A 21,292-nucleotide genomic window follows, 5' to 3' on the forward strand; every position below is an offset into this window, starting at 1 on the left:
AAACAATTACTATGTTCTTAACCTATCGACGGATAGTACTACTATACTTTTTATGTTGTATGGGGGCTTTTTTGTCCCATCATTACACTTATGCACAGGATCGCCCTCCTGAAACGAAGAAGCAATTTACCTTATTCCTGATTGGAGATACTGGAGAAGAGGAGGGCTTGCCGATTATTGAGCAACTGGCAAAAATGGCCAACAATAGCAAGACCAATAGTATGGTCGTGTTTTTGGGAGATAATCTATATCCCAAAGGGCTATATCCGAAGGAACATGAGGACAGGGAAAGAGGTGAGCGTATTTTGGATAGTCAGTTGAGGAATTTTCAGGAATATGTCGGAGAGGTGTATATGATTCCCGGTAACCACGATTGGAAGAAAGGGCGTAAGGATGGCTGGGGGCAGGTTATCGAGCAGCAACGTTTCGTGGGTAGTCTAGATATGGATAATCTACACTATTACCCTAAAGAAGGATGCCCGGGACCAGAAGAGATTGTATTGAATGATTCCTTGGTCTTACTGTTAATAGATACCCAATGGATGGTACACCCTTGGGAGAAAGGCAGTGAAGAACCTTGTGGCGCAGAGACAGAGGAGGATGTGATAGCCCAGTTGGAAGACCTTCTCTATAAGCATGAGGATAAGCAGGTGATTGTGGCGGGACATCATCCGTTGTATACCTATGGTAATCATGGGGGGAAGTTCAGTTGGAAAGAGCATCTCTTTCCGTTGACCGTTGTGAAGCCCTATGCCTATCTCCCTTTACCCATTGTTGGGTCTGTATACCCTATTGCTCGAAAGCTAGGGATATCTCCTCAGGATCGCTCCAACTTCAGGTATAAGTATATGATACAGCAATTCAAAAAATGCTTTCAGAAGCATGGGCGGATCGTTTATGTTTCCGGACATGAGCATGCATTGCAGTATGTTCCCAGAGAAAAATGGCATCAGGTGGTGAGTGGGGCAGGAAGTAAAGCTTCTTATGTCCGTCGAGGAGTCAAGAAGGTATTTGCCTTGGACGAAAAGGGATTTGCTACCCTGAGTATGTATCAAGGGGGAGAAGTATGGGCGGACTATTTCGTCGTGAAGGAGGGAGAAACTCCTCGTTTGGTGTATACAGTCAGGTTATATGAGAAATTGCCTTTACCAAAAAAAGAGCCCAGAAAGGAAAGGGACTTCCCAGATTCGGTAACCGTGTTGGCCAGTACACAATATGAGGCCGGAACCACTAAACGGAAATTCTTTGGAGATAATTATAGGGAAGTATGGAATACTCCCGTGAAGGTGCCCGTTTTTGACCTAGCTAGAGAGAAGGGAGGATTACAGATCGTAAAGAGAGGTGGGGGCATGCAGACCAAATCGTTACGTTTGCAAGCTGCCAATGGAAAACAGTATGTATTGCGCTCCATTGAGAAGTATCCCTATAAGGCAATTCCTGGGTTTTTAAGACAAACAGTAGCCGAAGAGGTCGTGACTGATCAGATCTCGGCATCCCATCCTTATGCGGCATTTGTACTTCCTCCTATGGCAAGGGCAGCGGGAGTTTATCATACCAATCCCAAGTTGTTTTATTTACCTGATGATCCTCTTTTGGGAGAGTTTCGTCGTGATTTTGGAGGGCAGTTATATCTTTTTGAGGAACGGCCGGATGATGATTGGCGTGAAGCAGATTATTTTGGGAACTCCAAGAAAATACAAAGTACCCGAAAGGTCCTGGAGAAGCTGCAGGAGGACAATGATAATCATGTCGATCAGTTGTTCGTCTTACGAAATAGGTTGTTTGATATGATTATTGGTGATTGGGATCGTCACGATGATCAATGGAGATGGGCTTCTTTTAAGGAGAAGAAGGGAAAGCTATACCGTCCTATTCCAAGGGATAGGGATCAGGCTTTTTTTGTGAACGAGGGGATTATTCCAAGTTTAGCCTCTCAGAAGTGGGCACTTCCCAAGATTGAAGGTTTTGCCATGGTGATCAAATGGCCGGCAGGGTTTAATACCAATGCCCGTTTCTTTGACCGTAGTTTCTTGCAGGAGCCTGATCGTCAAGACTGGTTGAATATGGCCGATACCTTGCAGCAATTATTGTCGGATAGTGTGATAGAGCAAAGTATTGGAGAGTGGCCGGATTCGGTATACGCTCATTCAGGTAAGGATGTGATCCGTAAACTGAAAAGTAGAAGAGATCGTATCCATGCCTACGCCAAGGACTATTATCTCAGTCTTTCCAAAGAAGTAGATGTGGTAGGCTCCGATAAGCAAGAGTTGTTTGAGTTACAGCGTTATCGAAATAATGACCTGGAGGTGAAGGTTCGAAAAATCAGTAAGTCCGGAAAAACCGATAAGGTCATTTATCATCGAACATTTACCAGGGAGGAAACCAAAGAGGTACGCCTATATGGGTTGGGAGGAGAAGATGTCTTTCAACTTAAGGGAAATTCTCAGAATGGAATAAAAGTGAGGGTTATAGGAGGTGAAGGGAAGGACAAGATCATTGATGATAGTAATGATGGTCGTTTATTTAAACGAGGAGTGTTGGTCTATGACGAGAAAAAGAACACAGAACTTACTAAAGGAACAGATACTCGATCATTATTGAGTAATAACCCCACAGTGAATGCATATGACCGAAAAGCATTTAAATACAATACCACTATTCCATTGGTATTTGCAGGGTTTAACCAAGTGGATAAGTTAATTATGGGAGGGGGTTTTCTGGCGACCCGATATGCTTTTCGGAAGGATCCATTTTCTTCTAAGCATCTTTTGATGGGAGGGATTTCGCCTTTTACGGCAGGGAATCGTTTGATCTATCAGGGAGACTTTACAGAGCTTTTTGGACCTTTTGGAGTGGACGTACGTTTGGATGCTAACTTCCCAACTTATGTGAGTACCTTTGCAGGTTTGGGGAATGAAAATGAATATAGCGATGTCAATGACATCTTCTATCAACTTAATCAGAATAAGGTCATTGCGACAGCATTATTGACTCGTGTCTTTGGTCAAAAGAAGCAAACCCAGTTGGGGTTTGGACTGGACTATAATTTTGGGGATGTAGACCGAGATCGAAATGGAGATCGTTTTATCAATCAATTTGCTGAGGAGAACAATAGGGAGGAAGAGATTTATCGCTCTTATCATTATGCGGGATTACAATTAGGGTTTGAGGCAGATGCCCGCAATAGGGTTTTTCTACCCTTATTTGGAGCTTACTTTAAAACAGCCATCACCGCCTATACGTCCCTGGATAAAGAAGCCCCCGACCCCTATGTTAATTGGAATGCCAAAGGTGCTTTGTATTATACGTTACGTATGCCTGCCCATCTTACCTTTATCCTAAGAGGAGGAGCAGCCGCTAATTTTGGAGATTATGCCTACTTGATGTCTAATCGGGTAGGGGGAAACCAAACGATTCGGGGTTATCGAAAAGACCGCTTCTGGGGGAGGTACTATGCTTACTCTAATGTAGAAACCAGACTAGAAGCTTTTCGTATTCGCTGGCCCTGGTTAAAAGCACCAGGAGGGTTTATTGCTTTTTGGGATGCCGGTAGGGTATGGCAAGACAATGAAAGCTCCAATAAACTCCACCATGGATTCGGAGGAGGATTTTACTTTTTGCCATTCAACATCACTGCTCTATCCTTTACCGCAGGTTTCTCGGAAGAAGAAAATCTGATGATCATGATCTCCGGTGGACTAAAGCTGTAGTTGAGTCGGCTTGCACTGCATGCTGAGTGCTATTCTGATAATGTGTTACAGGCCCTCGCCTCATGGCGAGGGTTCACGAATCAATAGGACCCATTGTCCATAGAACCATTTTATAAAAATAAGGGAAACATTACCTTTATAGAATGATTCTAAGAGGGATGTAGCGAATAAACAGATATCACTACTTTTTTCTTCATCACAAGAGTACACGAAAATGGATTAGCCAATCATCACTTAACGATAAGCGATAAGCGATAAGCGATAAGCGATAAGCGATAAGCGATAAGCGATAAGCGATAAGCGATAAGCGATAAGCGATAAGCGATAAGCGATAAGCAAGCGGCAAATAAGTCTCAACTCACCGAAGGTGAAACTCAACAGCGCGCAGCGCGACTCAACCAGCGGCGCAAGCCGCCTCAACAAAAGCATATGGATTCTGTAACACAAATTGTATTAGGAGCTTCCGTAGGAGAAGCAGTATTAGGCCGTAAAATTGGAAATAAAGCGCCATTGTGGGGGGCAGTAGCAGGAACAATTCCTGACCTGGATGTACTTTCACAGCCATTTATGGATGTTGTTGAAGAGTTGATGTTTCATCGAAGTATCACACATTCCTTGTTGTTTTGCGTGCTGGCCTCTTTTGTTTTTGCTCGTTTAGTATATCCTTGGTATCGTAGCAATACGCGTTACAAGGATTGGTATTGGCTGTTTTTCTGGGGGTTTCTGACGCATAGCTTGTTGGATACTTGCACCACTTGGGGGACGCAGCTCCTGTATCCTTTTACCCGTTATGGGTATTCAACTTATTCGGTATTTGTGATTGACCCTTTTTATACGATACCATTCGCTGTTTTCTTGATACTAGCCATCTTACGGCGCAAAGGGTCTGCCAAGAGAAGAAACTACAATTTGGCAGGGTTAGGGATAAGTACGCTTTACTTGATTTTCGGCTTGCTGGCTCAGATGCATGTTGAACAGGTCATGGAGGAGGAAATGAATAAACAAGGGATTAAGTTTGATCGTTATATTGTTAAGGCCACGCCAATGAATACCCTATTGTGGTCTGTGATCGCTGATACGGATGAAGGATTTTATACAGGCTTTTATTCTTTGTTGGATGCTGCAGAAAGGTCAGTGATATTCGATTTCTTTCCTAAAAATTATGAGTTGATGGAGGATTTTCCTCGTACAGAAAAGCTTAAGAACTTGCTCTATGTAACGAAGGGATACTATACCGTAGAGAGTCCTATGGAAAATCGATTAAAGATCAATGACGTAAGATTTGGACAGTTTAATGGTTGGAGAGCAGGAGAACACGGGCAATTTGTATTTATCTATGAGGTGATCAAAGATCCACATACGAATACTTTGTCCTTTGAGCAGCGACCGTTTTCTTTTAGGCCAGATGAAAATTATCTGTTGGATTATTGGTATAGAATTATAGGGAATTAATTGAAATTTAATATTTTATCGTGGGGTTTGTCTTAAATCCCTTACAAAAATCCATATACATCTACAACTAACCATTGAATTACCATATGCAAACACTACAAGCAGAAACCCAAGAAATGATAGCCCAATCCGTCCGTGACTTTGGCGAGATTCATATTGCCCCTTATCGGGATGAGTGGGATGAGCAAGAACACTTTCCGGTAGAAATTTTTCACAAGCTAGGAGAGCTAGGCCTTATGGGCGTATTGGTGCCGGAGGCTTATGGAGGGAGTGGTTTTGGCTATCATGAGTATGTGAGAGCCATTGCCGAACTCGCCAAGTTTGATCCGGGTATAGGATTGTCCATGGCGGCACATAATTCCCTTTGTACGGGACATATCTTGTCGTTTGGGAATGAAGAGCAAAAACAACGCTGGTTGCCTAAGCTGGCCTCCGGAGAATGGATAGGTGCCTGGGGGTTGACCGAACCTAATACCGGCTCGGACGCTGGACGTATGAAGACTACCGCAAAAAAAGAAGGAGAATATTGGATTTTGAATGGCTCCAAGAACTTCATTACCCATGGAATTAGCGGAAATGTAGCAGTAGTCATTGCCAGAACAGGTGCACAAGGAGATGCGCACGGTATGACGGCCTTTGTAATTGAGAAAGGGACAGAAGGGTTTACTTCCGGAAAGAAAGAGAAAAAACTAGGGATGCGTACTTCAGAAACGGCAGAACTAATTTTTCAGGACTGTAAAGTGCATGAATCTAATGTACTGGGGAAGGTAGGAGAAGGATTTGTTCAGGCAATGAAAATTTTGGATGGCGGAAGAATTTCCATTGCAGCTTTAAGTTTGGGGATTGCCCAGGGAGCTTATGAGGCCGCATTGGCCTATGCACAAGAAAGACAGCAGTTTGGAAAGCCGATTGCCACTTTTCAGGGAATATCTTTTAAACTAGCGGATATGGCAACAGAAATAGAAGCTTCTCGTTTACTGATCGCCCAAGCCGCTACTTTAAAGAATGAAGGAAAGAAAGTGAACAAAGAGTCAGCCATGGCGAAGTACTATGCTTCAGAGGTGGCTTGCCGTGTAGCCAACGAAGCCGTTCAGATTTTCGGAGGGTATGGTTTTACGAAAGACTATCCCGTAGAAAAGTATTACCGAGATGTCAAGCTATGTACCATCGGTGAAGGAACCTCCGAGATTCAGAAGTTGGTCATTTCCCGAGCAATTCTTTCTTGATGTTGTTTAATCGTTGATTGGACTTGAGCTATTGATTAAACTCGATGAACAGTGCAACGATATATTGGGCGGTACAAATATATACCGGTCGTAGCGTTATTAAGTTTGAATATTTATCCGTCACACTACCCAACAGCTTTGTTGAATCCATTACATGGCGTCTTGATTCGAGTTGAATCGTTTATAGAATTCAATAAACGATTCAACTCGAATCAACTCACCAAAGGTGAAATTCAACGATTCAACGGTTCAACAAAGCCATTAGGTAGTATGACGGTTATTTTTTCAATCTTAATCACGCTACGACCTTTTTCATTTTTTGAGCGTCCCTTCTCAAGAGGTATGAGTGGATGTAGAGGGTACAAAATACCTCTTTGGGACTCTTATACGTTGTAATAAGTAGGACTTTAAATAGTATTGAATTGTTAATTGACTTCAATAAACAATTCAACGCATCGAAGGTGAAATTCGAGACACCATGTCATGGATTCAATGATTCAACAAAGAAGACTTCAAAAATATTTTTTATGGAAATCAACGTATATGCGGTAGACTTGCCGTTGAGACATACATTCAAGATCGCACACGACCAGCGTGATGTACAACAATCGGTTATTGTAGAACTAACAGATGGTAATTTTAAGGGATATGGAGAGGCTACAGCCAATCCTTACTATGGTGTAAGTAGAGAGAGTATTATAGAGGCCGTTAATAGTTTGAAAACACCACTAGCAGATGTGGAGATCGCTTCGACTGATGACTTTTATAATAAAATTTCAGGGTTGATCGGGAACAAGAGTTTTCCACTTTGTGCACTGGACGAAGCGGCCCATGATCTATTGGGGAAGAAGAAAGGAATGCCGACATATAAGATGTGGGGCTTGGAAGCTATCAATATGCCGATGTCCAATTATACTATAGGGATTGATACGGTAGATAAAATGCTGTCCAAAATGCAAGAAGTTCCTTGGCCTTTGTATAAAATCAAGCTGGGAACATCGGAAGATATTGAGATTATCAAGACCTTGAGAAAACACACGGATGCTATCTTTAGAGTAGATGCTAACTGTGCCTGGAGTGTGGAGGAGACTATTGAAAATGCCCGAGTAATGAAGACACTAGGCGTGGAGTTCATTGAACAACCTATGAAAGCCGATAACTGGGAGGGGATGAAAGAAGCAATGAAACACTCAGCACTTCCATTGATCGCTGATGAGTCTTGTATTGTGGAAGAAGATGTAGAGAAATGTATTGGTCATTTCCATGGTATCAATATCAAATTGACCAAGTGTGGTGGATTGACAGTAGCTCGTAGGATGATTGAGAAGGCAAGAGCAAATCAAATGAAAGTAATGGTAGGGTGTATGACAGAGTCTACGGTGGGAATTTCAGCCATTGCACAACTATTGCCTTTATTGGATTACGTAGATATGGATGGAGCGATGTTACTAAAGGAAGACCCTGCGATAGGCGTTCAATTGGTAAATGGCCATGTACAGTTTGCCACCGAAAATGGTAATGGCGTTAATTTGAAAAATTCGTAAGGACGTGCTCAAATAGCACAGGGTATCGTCCAAATAGCATAAGGAATAGCTTAAATAGCACAGGGCATCGCCCTGTGAAAAATAATATAAATATGAAAAAATGGATACTCGCTGCAATAGCAGCCATGGGAATCGCTTCATGCGAGAACCCTCAGCAACAAGTACAAGAAGAGTTTAATACCCTATTCTCAGAAGTAAAGCAGCAATATGCTCCGGATAGCCGTTTGGCCGTACTGAAAGCAGAAGCTCATGTAGAAGGCAATAAGTTAATCCTCAAAGGAGAAACCAATAAACCAGAAGCCCACAAAGCACTACTTCAGGAAATGGAGCAGTGGAATAAAGAGATTGTGGATAGTCTACGCTTGCTGCCTGCAGCAGAGTTGGGAGATAAGATCTATGGAGTTGTAAATAGCTCCGTGATTAACTTTAGGGTAAGACCAGCGTATTCTGCTGGAATGGCCAAGCAGGGACTATTGGGAGAATCATTGAAGATTCTGGATAAGAAGAGAGATTGGTATTTAGTACAAACCTCAGACGACTATTTGGGGTGGGCCAATACCACTACAGTACAGACTATGACTCCTGAGGAATATGAAGCTTGGAACAAGGCAGACCGTATTATTTATACAGAAAAAGTTGGAACGGCTCAGGCAATTCCCAATGAGAAATTTCCAATGAAAAATGCACTGGCTTCTGATTTGGTTTATGGGAATCAGTTGCCGTTGTTGAAAGAAACAGCTGAAGGATTCGTGGTTGCCTATCCGGATGGCCGTACAGGATTGGTTAAGCGATCAGAGGCGTCCAAGCTTTCGGAGTGGCAAAAATCTAGAAACCTAACGACAGATAACTTATTGAAAACAGCCTATAGCTTTATGGGAGTGCCATATTGCTGGGGTGGAAATTCTTATAAAGGCGTTGACTGTAGTGGCTTTACCGGACAAGTATATGCCATGAATGGAATGCAACTTCCTCGTGATGCTTCTTTACAAGTGCATGAAGGAATCGCAGTAGATACTGTAGGGAACTTTAAGAACCTGGAAGTAGGAGATCTATTGTTCTTCGGTAGAAGAACCAAAGAAGGAAAGGAAAAGGTAGTTCACGTAGGGATGTGGATTGGAGATCAGCAGTTTATTCACTCTCAAGGGAACGTGCATATTAGCAGCTTTGATAAAGAGGATACACATTATGATGCTTATAACCTTGGTAGATTCCTTAGGGTGAAGCGTATCTTGAATAATGATTAGTTTTTAATTTTCAATGATTAATTTTCAATTTTTAATGAGTGAATGAAAATTGAAAATTAATCATTGAAAATTAAAATAGATTACTCAATGTCCAGTTGCCTACTTTGGTTCAGCTTAGCAACAAAAAGAGAAGAGGTATTAGTGACATTAATATTCCCACCTGTAACAATATACCCTAGGTTGTCAGAAGACGATAGAATATCTCCAGGAGTAGTAAACCTGTCCGTCAAGTAAGTAGTTTCTTCTACAACTCCTTGTTCATTGACCGTGACAAAATAAGTAGTAAAGTAATTGTGACTTTCTATACAGGTTACATAGTGATCTTTGGAGTTATGTGTAAAGGCTATGATGTCACCAGTACTTGATGGATTGCTGCTCCACAAGGTCTCATTCCTTTCATTTAGTTTACTGAGTATACTGTTGCCTTCTTGAGTGTTCTCTCCTGAAATAACTACTTCCCCTTGTATATTCGTCATCATGTCTGTCGCATAAGTCAGGTGCTCCAATGTATGCTTTGTCACAGCAGTAGCAGATATGCGGAAAAGTTGATCTTGAAAACAAACTACAGTTTCCTCTTGAGTGGCAGCATCGATAAGGTAATTACCCCAATAGTAACTTGTCGCAAATTCATTTTCTATAAGCGGGAGGTCATTCAATACGTTAAATGTATCATCTAATGAAATGAATCGTAGTGATTTCATTTGTTCTCCTGGAGTATCTGTCAGAAGAAGCTTTAAAGGGCTATCCTCTAATTTATGAATTGCCCGTACATAACCGTTGAGAGGTATGCTTTCCTCTTTAGTGATTGTTCCATCGTGATCAAAAGTAATAGCGACAGGAGTTTCGTCATTGATGTAGTTTCCTATTACGACTAGCTTTTCATCAATTTCTGTCATGCTTCCAGTGAAATTACTGATTGTATGCTCCCATATTACAACACCAAAATCATTGTAGCTAACTAAGTAAGAGTTAGTCTTTGCATTATTTTCAGCCATGGCAACATATCCACCTGTAGATAGCTCAATGAGTTGTTCGCCGTGCGTAGATGCATTGACTTCCTCCAGGGTATGGCTATACCAAGAAATAGATTTAATGGATTTACGCTCAAAAGCTTCTTCAGTAGAGGTATCATCCAAAGAAAGCCAATACTGTCCATCTTCCTTAATCAGGTCAACTTGTAGTTCAATAGCTTCTTTAGGATCTAGTTCAATGACCTTTTTGAGGGTAAACGGGTTGTCGTTTTTTACTAAAGATATATTGATTGCGACATTTGAAGGTCCAAAATACCCTTTTCGAGTTTCATTGGAAGAAATTTCCAATTGCTTCTGATCAGTGGAGTATATGGCAAAATAGCTATCAAAAATAGAACTGACATTCTCACCGAAAGTCAGCGCAATACTACTATTACTTAGCTGGTAAGGAATGGAGAGTTCTTGGGAAGTTCCTCCTTCTATCGTGAAGGTATTTTCTCCATAGTAATAAAATAACGTGTCAAAATAAGCCTCTGAAGTATTCTGAGAATGTACCTGGGCAGTATAGGTTCCCGCAGGAAGTAAAACATTCAGCGGTATGCTGTCATATTGACTATAGGTGATGAGAGGGGATGCTTCTTCATCATTCAGGTGCTCTGTATTATAAATATGTACGGAGAAATTTCCCGGATGTCCAGTAAGAAAAGGTAAGTGATTGTCCTCTAAAGGAAGCTCCTCCAGGGTTAATTTCACACTTCCCATCTCGGGGAAGTTATTCAGTTCATTGAGCTTGTCCTGACAAGAGGACAGCATAAGGAATGACAAAAAAGTCCAGAAATATACTTTATCAAGCATATGCGTTTTAGCTATTGATGGTGAGATTTCTTTTCGGGATAAAAATTTTATAGAGGGAAATTACAAAGAATTCTTAAATATGGATAACTCCGTGTTAATAAAGATGAAATCTATTGTCAACTGACGGTGATTAACACCTCTTAAAAAGTAATGAAATCAGTCTACCTTACCTTTGTGTAATGTAACACAACAACAAACTTTTAAGAGCTATGAAGAAGTACACTCTCACGCTTTTGAGTATGTTGGCCACAATACCTTTATGGGCACAGCAATGGAGTGACCTACATATCCCAAAAGAAAAACACGAATCCCACCATTTTGAACTGGAAGTATCCTATAACTCAGCAATGCACTTTGAGTTTACTGGTTCTGTCTATTTTGCTCCAGAAATGAAAGTACAGATGTCAGTAGAAGATACCGGAAAACATTTTGCAGGTTGCCTAGTACGTGAACTGCCTTTTAGAAATAGCCCATTTGGTACTTTTGTAGGCTTTGGCGGTACAGTGGGGATGGAAGATGGAACAGAGGGGCATGATGGTGAGGTACATACCTCTATTATTGCACAATCTGGCCTGGCCTATACCTTATCGGAGCATTGGAGTACAGGCGTCACCGTATCTCCAGGAGTAGATATCCACACCAAACACCTTAATATGGGAGCAACACTAGACCTGGTATATGCTTTTTGATAATTTTGAATGATCAATAGAGCGGTGCTATAGTGGTTAAGCTTGAAGAGAGAAATTTCTTCAAGCTTTTTTTATGTTTTTGAACAGGATACCTATTGACTTGTTTAACTTAAATAATCATGTTCATAATGTTTAGTTGAGCTTCGCTCGTTCATAATGTTTAGTTGTTGATTCCGTATAAGGTACTCAACAATTCAACTAAACATCATGAACAAACACTGATTGTTTATTTTAAAACAGAACCAATGGAAAAACTACAAGGAAAAACAGCCCTGATTACAGGAGGCAACAAAGGAATCGGACTAGGTGTGGCGGAAGCAATGTTACAGCAAGGTATGAAAGTCGCTATTACTGGCCGCGATACAGAGGATTTGGCAGATGCCAAAGCAAAACTTGAAAAAATAGGAGAAGTAAAGACCTTTCAAGTCGATGTTACAGACTTGGCAGGGCAAGAGACTGTCGTCAATGAAATTGTATCGGACTGGGGCTCATTAGATGTAGTGATAGCTAATGCAGGAGTAGGGTATTTTGCACCTATTGATGAGTTGTCTGCAGAACAGTGGAATGCTACAATTGACACGAACCTTACCGGCGTATTCAATACGGTCAAGGCATCTCTGGAGCCGATTAAGAAGGCCCAAGGCTATATTATTACAATTGCTAGTTTGGCCGGTACCAACTTTTTTGCTTCCGGAGCAGCGTATAATGCATCCAAGTTCGGATTGGTAGGCTTTACGCAGGCAATCATGTTGGATTTGCGTCAGTATGGTGTAAAAGTAACGACCATTATGCCAGGATCAGTGAGTACTTATTTCAATAATCATACGCCAAGTGAAGCCGACGCCTGGAAAATTCAGCCGGAAGATATTGGGCAGATGGTGATGGATTTGCTTCATATGCATCCTCGTACGTTACCTAGTAAAGTGGAAGTGCGTCCAACTACTCCGCCATCTAAATAGCCTAATTACTTCACCATTTAAATAGATAGATCTTTAAAGATGAGTCATCCCATATTAACATTTAAGGGGTGGCTCATATTTTTTTCTTTAAAAAGTGCCTTTATATATCTAAAAGTGGCCTTGAAGAATTGCCGTTAAAATTTTTAATCGTAAAAGCGTTAAGAAAATTCCATTGTTTGAGCGCAGCGAGTTTGGAATTTTTAGCTTTTGCGATTAGAAATTAGGCAAATTCTTCAAAGCCTTGATTTTTTTGCTTCGTTTTTTCATCAAGGAAAAAATGAAGAAGCTCATAAAGGACTTTTGAGATAGCTGTAAAGTGATGAATTCTCAGAAAGCTAAGCCATTTGTTAATATGGGATGATTCATATTTTGGTCTATTACCTCTTTTTTCCTCATGTAATATTTGTGAAGGGATTTGATTTGCACGGTGTTATTTAGCTATGTTAGAGTTAAGAAAAGCAGAAAATGTAATCTGTGATTCAGAGCTTGTTTGGAATCACATCTTTCGGGATTCCAAACAATTTCTCAACCCATTGATGAACTTATTAATAACTCGATTAACCTATTTACTGATCTGAACTATGAAAAAAATGTTAACCAAGCGGTTGCTATTCTGCTTTGTGCTATACCTGGCAGCCACCTATCTCAATGCACAAGAAATCTCATTGTATAATATCAAGCAGGAGAGCTCGGAGGTAAGTAGTACATTAAAACTTTTAGAGAAAAAAGGATATCATATCAATAACTTTTCGGGAGAAACTTACACAGAGGTAAGGCGAGCGATTGAGGGAAAAGACATTTTGGTGCTGCCTTTTAGTGAGGGAGAGCAACCTGTATTTACCCAGAAGTCTTTGGCGGCGGTACGTGATTTTGTAAATGAGGGGAAAACCTTAGTGGTGATTGGGGCTCAGCAACAGCTTCTGAATTACACTTTTGATCTATCATTGAACTTACAAGAATTGGGAGGGATTTGTAGCTTTAAACACCCTGACTTTATTCGAGAAGGAGGGTCACATCTATCTTATGCGCCTGATGCTGTGATACACAATAAAGGAACCTATGCAATAGAAACACTGACATTGCCAGCAAATAGTACGCATGTCTATGGTAAGTACGGCAATACCACTGTCGCTGTGATTCCATATGGAAAAGGAAAAATCATTTTTATGGGATGGAGTTTTGAAGGAGCATTACCTTATGGTAACATTAATAAAGGATGGTTAGATGCGCTGGATGCTTCCGTGAAGGATTGTTCAGAACAGTTGTTCAAGTAAATGAAAAGAACCCAATAAATGATGGGATAATAGTCGACAATCTTAATCATAGGAATATAAAAAAGAGCTGTCTTGAAGTAGAACTTCAGGGCGGCTCTTTTTTTATATGTCAGAAGGTAGTGGTGTTCGATGGACATGTGTTTAACATCTATAAAAAGTGATAAAAATCAATAGATAATAGTGATGTTAATGGTTGTAAATAGCCTAGTCTTACTTAGAGTATGCAAATTTGAAATATATAAAGTGAAAAATAGACACTTTAAAGAGGAGGCTTGTGTGAGCTTATAGATTAGGTAGCTGTGTGATCAGTGTTATATTTAGGGTTGTATTTTTAAAAGTGTTTAATCGCCACGAAACCGGTTTCGATAGTGATTGTATTTTTCTGATTTAAATGAATGGTGATTCATTATTTATGTATTTTATCGTGTTGTTGACTTCTGAAATGAGCTTTTTAAGCAGTTTGCTTTATGGTTTACTTTTATAAGAGTTTGTTATGCACTTAATGCGTTTTTTTATCCCTGAAAATAAGGAGTCTTTTTAGGGAATCAGTGAGTTAGGGAAGGATCTTTTTCAAGAGTTTAATTGACCTTTTTACAAAAATCAATTAAAAAAATAATTGTACTATTTAAAGAATATTTACAAATGTTTGTATTTGTTTGTTAATTCTATGCAATCGGTTGAAATGTGTTAAAAGACCTAAAAATGTCTAAAGTACGATTAATGAAGTGTGGGTTATATAATTGTACAAGCGACAATTCATATTGTTATATTAAATGAAAGTGTGTACATATGTACTGTTGAAAGGCTAAAACAAGTGCAAAAAAATACTATTTGAGGATAATATTTTTGAGACTTAAAAAACGTGAGAAATCACGGTATAGTACCTTTTATCTATTGCTATAAGTATTTAACTGTTTATCTATTTTTGTAAACTATCTTATATATGAGAATCAAACTACACAACCTGTACAGCTTACTTTTTGCTATGATGCTGTACATTCTGCCAGCTCACTCATGGGCGCAGGAAAGAGCAGTAAGCGGTACTGTTCTTGACGAGACAGGATCTCCTCTACCAGGAGTATCTGTAGTTGTAAAAGGAACGACAAAAGGAGCTGCAACGGACTTTGACGGTCGCTTCCAATTGCTACTTAACAACGGGGAAGATGTTTTGACCATTAGCTACATTGGTTATACTTCTAAAGACATCACCGTAGGAAATCAAACAAGTTTGTCAATCAGTCTTTCACCGGATGCGGATCAACTGGAAGAAGTTGTCGTGATCGGTTACGGTTCTGTAAAGAAAGATGACTTGACTGGTTCAGTACAGTCGGTAACTGCTGCAGACTTTAACCAAGGGGCGATCACTTCACCTCAAGAATTGGTGAATGGTAAGATGCCAGGTGTACAGATTGTAAATGGTGGTGGTTCTCCAGGAGCTGCGGCAACAATCCGTATCCGTGGTGGTTCTTCGTTGAGCGCATCTAACGATCCTTTGATCATTATCGATGGTGTGCCAGTATCCAATGAAGGTGTTGCTGGTATGAGAAACCCATTGAACACGATCAACCCGAACGATATCGAAACATTTACGGTATTGAAGGATGCTTCTGCTACGGCAATTTACGGTTCTAGAGCATCTGCTGGTGTAATCATTATCACTACTAAGAAAGGTAGTAAAGGTGGTCTTCAGATCAACTATGCTGGTAATGTATCCGTATCTACTCCTACACAATTTGTAGATGTTCTTGATGCAGACAAGTATAGAGAAGTGTTGGTTGCACAGAAGCCAGCAGTAGAAGGCTTGATGGGTGATGCTAGCACTAACTGGCAAGAAGAAATCTATCAAAATGCAATTAGCACTGATCACAACGTATCCGTTGCAGGAAACATTGCAGACGTATTGCCTGTACGTGCTTCTATCGGATATAACAACAGTGAAGGGGTGTTGAGAGGAGATAACTTGCAGAGAACAACAGCAACGTTGAACTTGAACCCTAAGTTGTTTGATGATCACTTGAAAGTGGATGCTTCCGTGAAGTTCTCCAACATTCAAAATACATTCGCAAACCAAGGAGCTATTGGAGCAGCCGCTGCAATGGACCCTACGCAGCCTATCAAAAATGAGAATGGCGAGTACTTCTCATGGACTAACCCAGACGGATCTCCAATCAATATTGCGCCTGCAAACCCAGTAGCATTGTTGAACCAGAGAACGGATGTTTCAGCAGGAAATCGTGTGATTGCAAACGCTCAGTTGGATTATAAATTCCATTTCCTTCCTGAATTAAGAGCAAACTTGAATGTAGCGACAGACCGTATCATGTCTGAAGGTGAGACAGTAACATCTCCAGAGGCAATGTTCAACGTAGAGTCTTTGGGTAAAGGTTTGAGAACAGAGTATACTTCTGAGAAATCAAATGATCTATTAGACTTCTACCTGCAGTATGCTAAGGAGTTTGGTGAGTCTAGATTCGATATCATGGGTGGTTACTCTTACCAGCACTTCTACACAGAGAACACAGGTAGAGAGTTCTTGGGTGACGAAGCAGAAAGAGGTGTTTATGTAGACAGATATGAGAATTACCTGGTATCATTCTTCGGTAGAGCAAACTACTCTTTGAAAGATCGTTACATGGTAACAGTAACCTTGAGAAATGACGGTTCTTCAAGATTTGCTCCAGAAAACAGATGGGGTCTATTCCCTTCAGCAGCTTTGGCATGGAACATTAAGAAAGAAGGTTTCCTAGCGGGTTCTGAGACAATTTCAGCACTGAAATTCCGTGCAGGTTACGGGGTGACTGGTCAGCAGGATATCTTCGATAACTACCCTTACTTCGGTAAGTACACAAGAGGTAATGAGTTTGCAACTTATACATTCGTTGATCCAGCTACAGGCCAGATCATGACACCAATGGTTGATCCTAATACGGGTAGAAATGTTCCTTACTTGTCACTTCGTCCAGAGGCTTATAACAAGGACCTTAAATGGGAAGAGGCGACTACTTACAACGTAGGTATCGATTATGGTTTCTACGATGACAGAATTACAGGTTCATTGGAGGCTTATTACAAGCAAAACACAGATCTATTGAACACGGTAGATATTCCAGTAGGATCTAACTTCAACAACAGAGTAATCAGTAATATCGGTTCTATGGAAGCGAGAGGTGTTGAATTCTCTATCAATACTAAACTGGTAAATAATGGTGACTTGTTCTGGGACCTAGGTTTCAACGTAGCAGTACAGGACAATCAGATTACACAATTGACACAAGTGGAGAGCGAAACTTACCTAGGTGTTGAAACAGGTGACATCGCAGGAGGTACAGGTAACAGAGTTCAAATCCACACAGTAGGTCACCCAGCATACTCATTCTTCGTGTATGAGCAAGTATATGACAATGAGGGTAACCCAATTGAGAACATGTTTGTTGACCGCAACGAGGATGGTAAGATCAATGATTTTGACAAATACCACTTCAACCAATCGGCACCACAAGTGTTGATGGGTATCAACACAAGTGTTTCTTATAAAAACTGGGAGTTCTCAGCTTCAGGCCGTGCAAACTTCGGCAATGCAGTGTATAACAACATGGCAGCATTGAATGGACACTACAATGACTTTGAAACATCAGGTCAGTTCTTGGGTAACATCAACGCAAACGCTTTGGAGACAAACTTCAACACAGAGATTCTTTTGTCTGACTACTATGTACAGGATGCTTCATTCTTCAGAATGGATAACATCATGGTTGGTTACAACGTAAAGAGCTTGTTCGGAGACAGCATCAATGCAAGAGTTTACGGTACTGTAAACAACGCATTCGTAATCTCTAACTACGAGGGAATTGATCCAGAGATCTTTGGTGGTATCGACAACAGCTTCTATCCTCGTCCAAGAACATTCATGCTAGGTGTTAATGTGTCATTCTAATTAAACTGAAGAAATCAATATGAAATCATATATCAAAAATATGTCAAGAGCTGCGATGTTGATCGCAGCTATGGCAACTACTTCATGTGTTGGTGACTTGGATGTAACGCCAATTGATCCAGATGTAAACACAGTAGATAAAGCGCTGAACAGTCCTGAGGCGATGGCACAGGCACTTTCAAAAGTATATGCAGGTTTTGCCGTAACAGGTAACGTAGGTCCTGCAGGTAGCGGTGACGTTGCAGGTGTTGACGAAGGAGAGAGCTCTTACTGGAGACTTTGGTTCGTGGCACAGGAGTTCCCTACAGACGAAGCTGTAAACGGATGGGGCGATAAGGACCTTCCTACATTGAGCCAGGTAAGCTGGACGGCAGATAACTCTTTCACTAGAGCATTCTACTATCGTTCACTTTACCAAGTGACGTTGGCAAATGAGTTCATCCGTCAGGCAGCAGCATACGGTACTGAGTATGCTGATACAGACAGACAAGTAGGAGAGGCTCGTTTCCTAAGAGCATTGGCATACTACCACGCTTTGGATATGTTCGGAAATAAGCTTCCAAACATTGAGGAAGACAAAGGAGTAGGTGCATGGTTGCCACAGCCTTGGGGACAGTCGGAAAGAGGTCCTGAGTTATTCGACTTTATTGAGTCTGAGTTGATGGCAGCGATTGAGGTATTGCCTGCAGCAGCGGAAGCTTTCGTAGGACAAGCTAACAAGGATGCTGCTAAAATGACTTTGGCAAAACTATACTTGAACCACGCAGTATACAGAGGTCAGGAAGATGTTGCTTACTATCAAAAAGGTAAGACAATGGTAGACGAGGTAATCGCTAACGGATCTTTCGACCTAATGGATGCGGATGATGTGGCAGGAACAGATGCTTATAGCCCTTATGAGTTTAACTTCCTGGCAGACAACCATACGTCAAACGAGATCATCTTCGCGATCAGCCAGGATGGTAACTACTCTAGAACATATGGAGGAACAACCTTTATCGTCAATGCGGCTACAGGAGCCAACAAAGACAATATGGGTGGTGGTGCTTGGTATGGTACCAGAACTACTAAGGCATTAGTAAACTTGTTTGAGGCAGATGATGCTCGTGCATTGTGGTTCACTGACGGTCATAACTTGGAGATCACTGACCAATCTTTGTTTACTGAAGGGTATGCAGTGACTAAGTTCAAGAATATGAAGAGAGATGGCTCTAAAGGAGATAATGCTTCTTCAGAATTTGTAGATACTGATGTTCCAGTATACCGTCTGGCAGATGCTTACCTGATGGCAGCAGAGTTGGATATCAGAATCAACGGATCTGTTTCAGCGACTAGCCTTGACATGGTGAATGAGCTAAGAACAAGAGCGGGAGTTGGCGCAGTAACATCGATCGACTTGGACTTCATCTTGGATGAGCGTGCTCGTGAGTTGTACTGGGAAGCACACCGTAGAACGGACTTGATTCGTTTCGGTAAGTTCACAGGAGGAGACTATGTATGGCCATTGAAAGGAAACTCACTTCCTGATGGTGGTTCAATTTCAGCACACTATGAGTTGATGCCGATCCCTCCAAGTGACTTGAACGCTAACCCTAACCTAAGCCAGAACGCTGGGTACTAATCAGGTGATGATTATTTAAAAATGAAGAGTAGGGTCGGTATAGTATACTGTATCGACCACTCACTCAATTTTTAAACCTTTTGATTGAAATTATACCATGAAAAATAGATATAATATTGCATTGGCAGTAGCCTTGGGCTTGTTCGGTATGACAGCCACTTCTTGTACAGAAGAGGCGTTGAAGCCAACTGTTCTAGCTGAAGAAGAAAGAACAGCTCCAGTCGTAAGTCTTGACGGATCATATGTATTCGTAGAAGAAACGATTAATGAAGAAATGGAAATCACTTGGGCACCCGTAAATATCGGTGTGAACGTAGGGGTATCCTACAAAGTGGAAATGGGTAAAGCAGGTGCTGACTTTGCTGAGGTAGTAGAGCTTGGAATCACAGAAGAAACTGCCCTTTCGGTAGCTAGAAAGGACTTCAACAAAGGTTTGCTAACACTAGGGCTGCAGGCTAATAAAGTAGATAATGTAGAAGTTAGAGTAGTAGCTTCTTTCGCTAACTACAGTGGCTTTGAGCCAATGAGCTCAACAGCAGCAACAGTTGAAGTAACACCTTGGGCTGACCCTACAGCGTTTCCTGATCTTCTTTATCTTGCTGGTTCATTCCAGGGATGGAACAATGCTAACGATGTAACAGTATTAAACTCTATCGGTGTTGGAGAATACCAAGGGTTCTATTTATTCCACGAAGCAGAGACTTGGTTCAAGATCTTGACGAAGAAAGGTGCTTGGGATTCTCAGTGGGGTGAAAGAGGTGGTGCTGATGGTATCCTAGATCCAAACGATGGATCTGATCCTGATGCATTGTACTACACTGGTGCTGGTTTCTACAAGATCTATGTGAACTTCGCTACAAAAGAGTATTCGGTAACTCCTGTAACTTGGGGTGTGATTGGTGATGCAACTCCAGGTGTATGGAATGATGATACCGATATGACTTATGACCCTGCTACAGGTACTTACTCTGTGACAATGGACTTGAATGACGGACAAATCAAGTTCCGTTTAGCTGATGGATGGGATGTTAACTTGGGTGACGATAACGGTGTATTGACTCCGAACGGTCCAAATATTTTAGTATCTGCTGGCAACTATACAATCACGTTGAAAGTAGAGCATGACGGTGCTGGAGCATATAGCTATTCTTACACATTAGTGAAGAACTAATTGATACAGGCCACAAAGATACCCCCCGGCCCTCTCAAGCCGGGATGGTTGATTATATAAGATAGGAAGACCCTTCTGACTTTGTCGGAAGGGTTCTTTCTTTTTATCATTATCAATCTCCAGCTCTAAGAGTTCAGGTTTTATCTTCTTGCAAAGTAAAGCGCTAGCACTACTGAAAATAGATAAAACCACTCTTAGAGCTTTTTTATGCACAAAACTTAGTGGGGGGTGATTAGTCTAAGAGCGATTCTGTCTGTGTGAATGCAATGTCTTATTCGTAGGGTAGTAACCGACAAAATCTGAACTCTTAGACTAGTGAGGTGGATTAATTTTCAATGATCAATTTTCAATTTTTAATAAAATGAATCATCTAAAAGGCTCTCCTGCTCTAAGAGTTCAGGTTTTATCTTCTTGCAAAGTAAAGCGCTAGCACTACTGAAAATAGATAAAACCACTCTTAGAGCTTTTTTATGCACAAAACTTAGTGGGGAGTGATTAGTCTAAGAGCGATTCTGTCTGTGTGAATGCAATGTCTTATTCGTAGGGTAGTAACCGACAAAACCTGAACTCTTAGACTAGTGGAGGCCTTTTCACAGCCATGAATATGCGATTATTGAAAATTGAAAATTAATCATTGAAAAT

The 21,292-nt window shown here is 41.0% G+C and carries 12 protein-coding genes; 11 read left to right on the forward strand and 1 reads right to left on the reverse strand.

Features of this window, described 5'->3' with window-relative positions; genetic code table 11:
- Nucleotides 1–11 precede the first annotated feature (11 nt).
- The 5 genes from ABD985_RS04275 to ABD985_RS04295 all read left to right on the forward strand — a co-directional run bounded on the left by ABD985_RS04275 (nucleotide 12) and on the right by ABD985_RS04295 (nucleotide 9,176).
- Nucleotides 12–3,710 carry a metallophosphoesterase gene (locus ABD985_RS04275; RefSeq protein ID WP_345369486.1) on the forward strand — a complete coding sequence of 1,233 codons (3,699 nt, stop codon included), beginning with the start codon at nucleotides 12–14 and terminating at the stop codon, nucleotides 3,708–3,710.
- Between the two features lie 429 nt (nucleotides 3,711–4,139).
- Nucleotides 4,140–5,162, forward strand: a complete 1,023-nt coding sequence (locus ABD985_RS04280) for a metal-dependent hydrolase (protein ID WP_345369488.1) — start codon at nucleotides 4,140–4,142, stop codon at nucleotides 5,160–5,162.
- 86 nt (nucleotides 5,163–5,248) lie between these two features.
- Nucleotides 5,249–6,388 (forward strand): acyl-CoA dehydrogenase family protein, encoded by a 1,140-nt coding sequence (locus ABD985_RS04285; RefSeq protein ID WP_345369489.1) that lies wholly within the window; start codon nucleotides 5,249–5,251, stop codon nucleotides 6,386–6,388.
- A 527-nt stretch (nucleotides 6,389–6,915) separates the two neighbouring features.
- Nucleotides 6,916–7,932, forward strand: coding sequence for a dipeptide epimerase (locus ABD985_RS04290; RefSeq protein ID WP_345369491.1), 1,017 nt, complete (start codon nucleotides 6,916–6,918; stop codon nucleotides 7,930–7,932).
- A 92-nt stretch (nucleotides 7,933–8,024) separates the two neighbouring features.
- Nucleotides 8,025–9,176: a C40 family peptidase gene (locus tag ABD985_RS04295; protein WP_345369492.1), complete on the forward strand. Its 1,152-nt coding sequence runs from the start codon at nucleotides 8,025–8,027 to the stop codon at nucleotides 9,174–9,176.
- A gap of 80 nt (nucleotides 9,177–9,256) precedes the next feature.
- On the opposite strand, the gene ABD985_RS04300 is transcribed toward ABD985_RS04295, so the two are convergent.
- Nucleotides 9,257–11,002 carry a DUF4493 domain-containing protein gene (locus ABD985_RS04300; protein ID WP_345369493.1) on the reverse strand — a complete coding sequence of 582 codons (1,746 nt, stop codon included), beginning with the start codon at nucleotides 11,000–11,002 and terminating at the stop codon, nucleotides 9,257–9,259.
- 209 nt (nucleotides 11,003–11,211) lie between these two features.
- On the opposite strand from ABD985_RS04300, the gene ABD985_RS04305 reads away from it, so the two are divergent.
- The 6 genes from ABD985_RS04305 to ABD985_RS04330 all read left to right on the forward strand — a co-directional run bounded on the left by ABD985_RS04305 (nucleotide 11,212) and on the right by ABD985_RS04330 (nucleotide 20,650).
- Entirely contained in the window at nucleotides 11,212–11,691 is a 480-nt protein-coding gene (locus tag ABD985_RS04305; protein ID WP_345369495.1) for a hypothetical protein, read from the forward strand.
- Nucleotides 11,692–11,936: 245 nt separating this feature from the next.
- Nucleotides 11,937–12,650 carry an SDR family oxidoreductase gene (locus tag ABD985_RS04310; protein ID WP_345369496.1) on the forward strand — a complete coding sequence of 238 codons (714 nt, stop codon included), beginning with the start codon at nucleotides 11,937–11,939 and terminating at the stop codon, nucleotides 12,648–12,650.
- A 581-nt stretch (nucleotides 12,651–13,231) separates the two neighbouring features.
- Nucleotides 13,232–13,924 (forward strand): hypothetical protein, encoded by a 693-nt coding sequence (locus ABD985_RS04315; protein ID WP_345369498.1) that lies wholly within the window; start codon nucleotides 13,232–13,234, stop codon nucleotides 13,922–13,924.
- Nucleotides 13,925–14,867: 943 nt separating this feature from the next.
- Entirely contained in the window at nucleotides 14,868–17,858 is a 2,991-nt protein-coding gene (locus ABD985_RS04320) for a SusC/RagA family TonB-linked outer membrane protein (RefSeq protein ID WP_345369500.1), read from the forward strand.
- A gap of 19 nt (nucleotides 17,859–17,877) precedes the next feature.
- Nucleotides 17,878–19,479: a RagB/SusD family nutrient uptake outer membrane protein gene (locus ABD985_RS04325; protein ID WP_345369502.1), complete on the forward strand. Its 1,602-nt coding sequence runs from the start codon at nucleotides 17,878–17,880 to the stop codon at nucleotides 19,477–19,479.
- Between the two features lie 97 nt (nucleotides 19,480–19,576).
- On the forward strand, nucleotides 19,577–20,650 hold the full coding sequence (locus ABD985_RS04330; protein ID WP_345369504.1) for a SusE domain-containing protein: 1,074 nt from the start codon (nucleotides 19,577–19,579) through the stop codon (nucleotides 20,648–20,650).
- Nucleotides 20,651–21,292 lie beyond the last annotated feature (642 nt).

It is taken from the genome of Algivirga pacifica (genome assembly GCF_039543525.1).
Taxonomy (GTDB): Bacteria; Bacteroidota; Bacteroidia; order Cytophagales; family Flammeovirgaceae; genus Algivirga; species Algivirga pacifica.